Source organism: Polymorphobacter sp. (genome assembly GCF_051860865.1).
Lineage (GTDB): Bacteria > Pseudomonadota > Alphaproteobacteria > Sphingomonadales > Sphingomonadaceae > Sandarakinorhabdus.
On the sequence record NZ_JBIMKZ010000090.1, the window covers coordinates 1 to 5,474 of the forward strand.

The window sequence follows — 5,474 nt, forward strand, 5'->3', positions numbered from 1 at the left end:
CCCAGACCCCACAATTTGGCCTCCGCAGAGGAAGGCGGGAGGGCCTTGTGGATCAACCCAATTTTGGGGTCTGGGGCCTGCGGCCCCAGCCGCCGGAGGCCATTTTCCTGGACACCGTTCCTAGAAGCCGCCGCGCTTCAGGATGTCGGGGACGGTGCGCTGGCGGGCGGCGAGCGGCGCGCCGACGACGCGGGAGACATAGAGGGCGCGCAGCTTTTCGAGTTCGGCGCGGACGTCCGGGGTCTGGACGTAATCGTCGATCATTTCGGGGGTGATACCGGCCTTGGTTTCCAGCAGCTTTTCGGTGATGGCCATGCGGTCCCGCATGATCCAGACTTGCTGGACCAGCGCCATGGTGATGCGGGCGAGATCATCGGTGCTCATGGCATCGAGGGTGGCGTCGGTCATCGGGGCCTCAGGCGGCTTGTGAGAGGGGGGTGGCGAGCGGCTTGGTGGCGCGGGTGATCCACGGGTACCAGTCCTGGCCCAGCGCATAGCTTTCGACGCTGGTGAAGCCGGCGGCCTTGAGCTGCTCGTCGAGGCTCGAGTGGAGCACGGCCGAGAAGAAGGGCTCGCCGCGATTCTCGGTGTCCCAATCGAGGATGACGGCGTGGAACAGGTCGACGGCGCGGAACGGCGGCGGGTCGGAGATGACGATGTCGGCGCCGGGCTTCATGATGCGGAACATCTCGGCGAAGAGTTTGGCGTTCTCCTTTGGCGGCAGTTCGTGGTGGAGGGCGTAGGTGATGACGGCGTCGTAATGCGCGTCCGGCTCGCCGGTATTGGTGATCTCGCGCTGCTTGAGATGGGCGGGGATGCCCTGGCTCTCGGCCATGCGGTGGCCGGCCTTGAGCAGGCCGGGGGACAGGTCGGCGCCGTGCAGCTCGGCGTCGGGGAAGACGGTGTGGAGGGCGCGGAAGGTGGTGGCGCCGCCGCAGCCGGGCTCGAAGATCCGGTCATAATGGGTCTTGGGGAATTGCTTGACGGTCTCGATGCGCTGCTGGGCGATGTCGTCGCCGACGCCGACCGCGGCATAGCCGCCCTTGCTGAAGATATAGGGGCCGACGGCGAAGGCGAACATCGGGCTGTAGAGATCATAGCCGTCCCAGCCGCCGGGCTCGAGATGCCATTCGGTCTGCCAGTAGCGGGGCGCCGGGGTTTCGGCGAGATCGAGAGTGCCGCCGGCGGATTTGGTCAGCGGCGCGGCCTGGAAGGCCTCGAACTGGGCGCGGCGCTCCTCGATGGCCGGGATGCCGGAGCCGAAGACTTCCTCGGCGACCCAGCGCTGGAGGAAACGTTCGAGGCGGAACAGCGGCTTGCGGTCGGCGATGGCGCGGGCCTCGGCGATGCGGGGGCGGGCGGTCTTGCCGTCGGTGTCGGCCTTGTGGGCGTCGGCGAGGGGCGCGGCGGCGGGATCGGCCTCGAACTCGGCGCGGGCGGCGGGGCGGATTTTGCTGGCGGAGAATTGCTGGATGCTGCCGAGGATCTCCATCGAGCTGCGGCCGCGCTGGCTGAGGCCGAAGGCGGGCTTGGCGCCGGCGCCGAGCCTGGGATCGTCGAGATTGGTGAGGAAGGTCATGCGGGGTCTCCTCTTTGTAACTTAGGCGTTTGCGAGCGGCATCGCCAGTGGCGAGGCTAGTGTGGCGAGGATGTCGCGGGGCGGCATCTGGGCGCGGCGGGCGGCGATTTTTTCGGGCGTCAGCCAGTCATGGACGGCACCGTTGGTCGCGGGGGCGAGCATGAGGTCGGCGGCCCAGTCGGACACGGTCTCGACCGTGTCGGCGAGGATGTTGACGGTGGCGTTGCGGGCGGTGCGCTCGGCCGGGGTGATGCGGGCGTTCTCGCGGAAGAAGCCTTCGGTGAGGACGAGGCCGGGGCTGATGGCGGCGAAGGCGAGATGGGGCGGGGCCTCGGCGGCGAGCGCCTTGGTGAGGAAGGTGAGGGCGGCCTTGCTGGTGGCATAGCCGTTCATCTGCGGCACGGTGTTGCCATCGGCGCCGGCGCCGAGCGTGTTCCAGATGGTGCCGCCGGTATCGGCCATGGCGCGGGCGGCGGCCTGGCTGCCATGGAGCGCGCCCTTGAGGTTGATATCGACCATGGTGGCGAAGGTTTCTGGCGGGATGGTCAGCAGGTCGGTGCCGGTGAGGGCCTGGCCGGCGTTGTTGAGCCAGAGGTCGATGCGGCCGAAATGGCCGAGAGCGGCGGCGGCGAGGGCTTCGGTCTGGGCGGGATCGCGGACGTCGGTGGGGTGATGGGCGGCGCCGGCTACGGTGGCGGCGGCGTCGGCGAGGGCGTCGGCGTTCGGGGCGGCGAGCATGACCTGGACGCCCCGCGCCGCCAGCGCCCGGGCGATGCCGAGGCCGAGGCCCTGGCTCGCCCCTGTGATGACGGCGGTTTTGACCACAGCGGAGGTCACCCGTGCTGGCCGAGGAACGCGTTCATCGCGGCGGCGACTTCCGTGGGGCGTTCCTGATGGACGAAGCTGCCCGCTTCGGGAATTTCGACCGAGGTGACATTGGGGATCAGGCGCTTGCCGGTGGCGATGTGGCGGACATATTGGCCGCGATCGGCATTGACCATCAGGGTCGGGGCCTTCACGCGCGGCAGATAATCGGTGACGCCGACCCAGCCGACGCCGCGCTCGCAGGGGCGGAGCCATGGGCCGGCGGCGGCGCGGCTGGCGACCTGCTCCTCGGTGACTTCCGGGACCATGGTGGCGAAGATGCCGACAGGCAGGACGCCGTCGGCGAGGCCCTGGGCCTTGCGATCGACATCCTGCTGGGCGATGTCGGCGCGGCTGATCCGGTCGATCAGGCTGACGCTGACCAGGCCCAGGGTCTTCACCCGCTCGGGCCAGCAGGCGGCGATGACGGCGGCGGTGATGCCGCCCATCGAGTTGCCGGCGATATGGACCGGGCCGAGGCCCATGTCGTCGAGCGCGGCCAGCACCATGGCGGCGACCTCGGGGACGGTCATGATCGAGGGCGGCGGGCCGTGCATGACCGAGGCGCCGTGGCCGGGGAGATCGAAGGCGATGACGCGGCGGTTGGCGGCCAGCGCCGGGGCGACGTGGCGCCAGTCGGCGATCCAGCCGCCGAGCTTGTGGAGGAGGATAAGCGGGGTCGCGCCGCCCTCTCCGAGGCTCTGCCAATGGAGGCTGCCGCCACCGACCGCGATGTCGCCCTGGCGGTTCCAGGGGCCTTGCGGGGCGGTAGTGGCGGCTTTCGCGATGGCGGGTGTGGCGGCGAGCAGGCCCAGCGTGGTGCGGCGGGTGATGGTCATTGCGGCACGCCCTCCATGGCGATGTCGGAATCGATCGGGGTTTCGAAGCTGTTCACGATGAAGGCCAGCGTCGTGTAGAAGCCGATCGTCGCCATGATATCGAGGACCAGCGCCGGATCGAGCGCCTTCAGCTCGGCCTCCGACAGCCGGCCGTGGGTCAGCAGCGCGTCGGTGGCGGCCATCAGTGCGGTATCCTCATCCGCTACGCCCCATTCTTCTGACGCCTTTGCGGTGCGGGCGATGCGGGCATCCGACAGGCCGGCGAGACGGCCGCGGACGACATGATGCGCGCGTTCATAAGCCGAGCCCCAGTGATAGCCGGTGCGCAGGATGACGATCTCCTTCTGCGCCTCGGTCAGCGCGCCGCCGAGCACGACATGGGCGCGCAGCGGCGCCCAGGCACGGAGCAGCTCGGCATTGTGCGCCATGGTGCGATAGACATTTAGCTTGCGGGCGAACGCCGGGGCATCCTGCGGCAGCTTGTGGTCGGGGAGCGGCTCGAACATCAGAGATACTGCCAGTTGCGGAAGGACTGGCCGGGCGTGCGGCTCGGCAGCTTGGCATAGAGGCCGGTTTCCTCGGCGATGTCGGCGAGCGCCTGGGCGGCCTCGGCGATCACCGTCTCCTCGTTCCAGCGGGTCGAGCGGCCGCCCTCGATCAGCTTCTCGCCGGCGACGAACACCGTGTCGACATTCGACGACTGGGCGGCCCAGACCAGCATGCCCGGCGTGCGGCGGTTGCCATGGGTCGGCTGGGTCTCGGCGCGGTCGAGATCGACGATGATCAGGTCGGCGGCCTTGCCGGGTTCGAGGCTGCCGCTGGTCTCTTCCATGAACAGGGTGCGGGCGCCGCCGAGCGTCGCCATTTCCAGCACGGTCTCGGCGGTGACCCAATGCTCGGGGGCGGGCCGCTCCATGCCTTCGGCCTGCTCGCGCTTGACGGCGAGATTCTGGGCGAGGATGACCTTGCGCATCATCTCGAACGGGCTCTGGCAATCGGCGACCAGCGGCGCGTCGGTGCCGAGACCCGGCAGGATGCCGCGCGACAGGAAATGATGGACCGGCAGGCCCCGGCCATCGAAGAAGCGTAGCACCGGCACCAGCGAGAAACGCGCGTCACGATCGGCGAGGCTGTCCATCTCGCTCGGCAGCAGCTCATGGCCCTTGCCGGCGTAGATCGGGCCGTCGAGGACGCCGAAGCTGGCGTAATAATCGAGCTGGCCGCCGTTGAAGCCGCGCGCCTTGAGCGTGCCGCCGCGGCTGTTGTCGGTCATGTCGACATCGAGACGGCTGCCCATATGGTCGGCGCCCTGGCGGATGCGGCGCATGTCCTCGACATCCTCGAAGAAATGGAAGTTGAGGATGCCCGGCACGATTTCCAGACGATCCGAATTGAATTTGCCGCGCAGGCGCTCGACCTCGATCAGCCCGGCCTCGGCCGTCTCCGACCCGGCCTCGGGGACGCGCTCGCCGCTGACGATGCAGCGGGCGAGGAAGCCGCGCATGCCGCTCTCCGCCACCGCGCTGAATGCGCCATCGGCGGAGTCCTTGCAGATATTGGTGAAATGCTCGTCATGCGTCGCCGTGTAGCCGGACTTCAGCATGTCCAGCATGTGCAGGCGGACGATCTTGTTGGTGCGCTCGCCGTCCATCCGGCGGGTCATGGTGAACAGCTGATGCAGCAAATTCTTCACCGCCGTCGGCAGGTCCAGAACCGGCCAGCGATCGTCGTTGTAGCCGCGAAAGGCGCCCTGGACGAGATGGTTATGGGTGTTGGCGAAGCCGGGCATGACGACCTTGCCCTTCGCGTCGATGGTCTCCCTCGCATCGCGCGGGGCGTCCGCCATCGGGCCGACACTGGTGATCCTGCCGCCCGCCATCGCCACATGGCCGTTGGTGTAGACCCGGCGCTGGGGGTCGATGGTGATGACATAGGCGTTGGTGATCAGCGTGTCGGTCATGCGGGGGTCCTCGATGGGGAGGGACGGGCCTCCGACGGGGGGAGAAGGGCCTCCGGCGGCTGGGGCCTTAGGCCCCAGACCCCATGAAGGGGGCTTTGGCGGGACTTCATATGTAGGGCGCGCGAAGCGCATTTATAGCCTGTGGCGCGACGCCCGCGAAAGCCGACGTCGCTTAGGAACAAGCCCAATTCAAGGGGTCTGGGGGCATCGCCCCCAGCCGCCGGAGGCATTT

At 68.7% G+C, this 5,474-nt stretch carries 6 protein-coding genes; all 6 read right to left on the reverse strand.

Annotation, left to right across the window (positions count from 1 at the left end; genetic code table 11):
• Window positions 1-120: 120 nt before the first annotated feature.
• Genes ACTIFJ_RS13640 through ACTIFJ_RS13665 form a run of 6 tightly spaced genes read right to left on the reverse strand, consistent with a single transcriptional unit; the run spans window position 121 to window position 5,242 of the window.
• Window positions 121-408, reverse strand: a complete 288-nt coding sequence (locus ACTIFJ_RS13640; protein ID WP_439534662.1) for a hypothetical protein — start codon at window positions 406-408, stop codon at window positions 121-123.
• 7 nt (window positions 409-415) lie between these two features.
• Entirely contained in the window at window positions 416-1,579 is a 1,164-nt protein-coding gene (locus ACTIFJ_RS13645; RefSeq protein ID WP_439534663.1) for a class I SAM-dependent methyltransferase, read from the reverse strand.
• A 21-nt stretch (window positions 1,580-1,600) separates the two neighbouring features.
• Window positions 1,601-2,404, reverse strand: coding sequence for an SDR family oxidoreductase (locus tag ACTIFJ_RS13650; protein ID WP_439534664.1), 804 nt, complete (start codon window positions 2,402-2,404; stop codon window positions 1,601-1,603).
• An 8-nt stretch (window positions 2,405-2,412) separates the two neighbouring features.
• Window positions 2,413-3,282, reverse strand: coding sequence for an alpha/beta fold hydrolase (locus ACTIFJ_RS13655; protein WP_439534665.1), 870 nt, complete (start codon window positions 3,280-3,282; stop codon window positions 2,413-2,415).
• Window positions 3,279-3,788, reverse strand: coding sequence for a carboxymuconolactone decarboxylase family protein (locus ACTIFJ_RS13660; RefSeq protein WP_439534666.1), 510 nt, complete (start codon window positions 3,786-3,788; stop codon window positions 3,279-3,281). The genes ACTIFJ_RS13655 and ACTIFJ_RS13660 overlap by 4 nt, the downstream gene beginning before the upstream one ends.
• Entirely contained in the window at window positions 3,788-5,242 is a 1,455-nt protein-coding gene (locus ACTIFJ_RS13665) for an amidohydrolase family protein (RefSeq protein ID WP_439534667.1), read from the reverse strand. The genes ACTIFJ_RS13660 and ACTIFJ_RS13665 overlap by 1 nt, the downstream gene beginning before the upstream one ends.
• Window positions 5,243-5,474 lie beyond the last annotated feature (232 nt).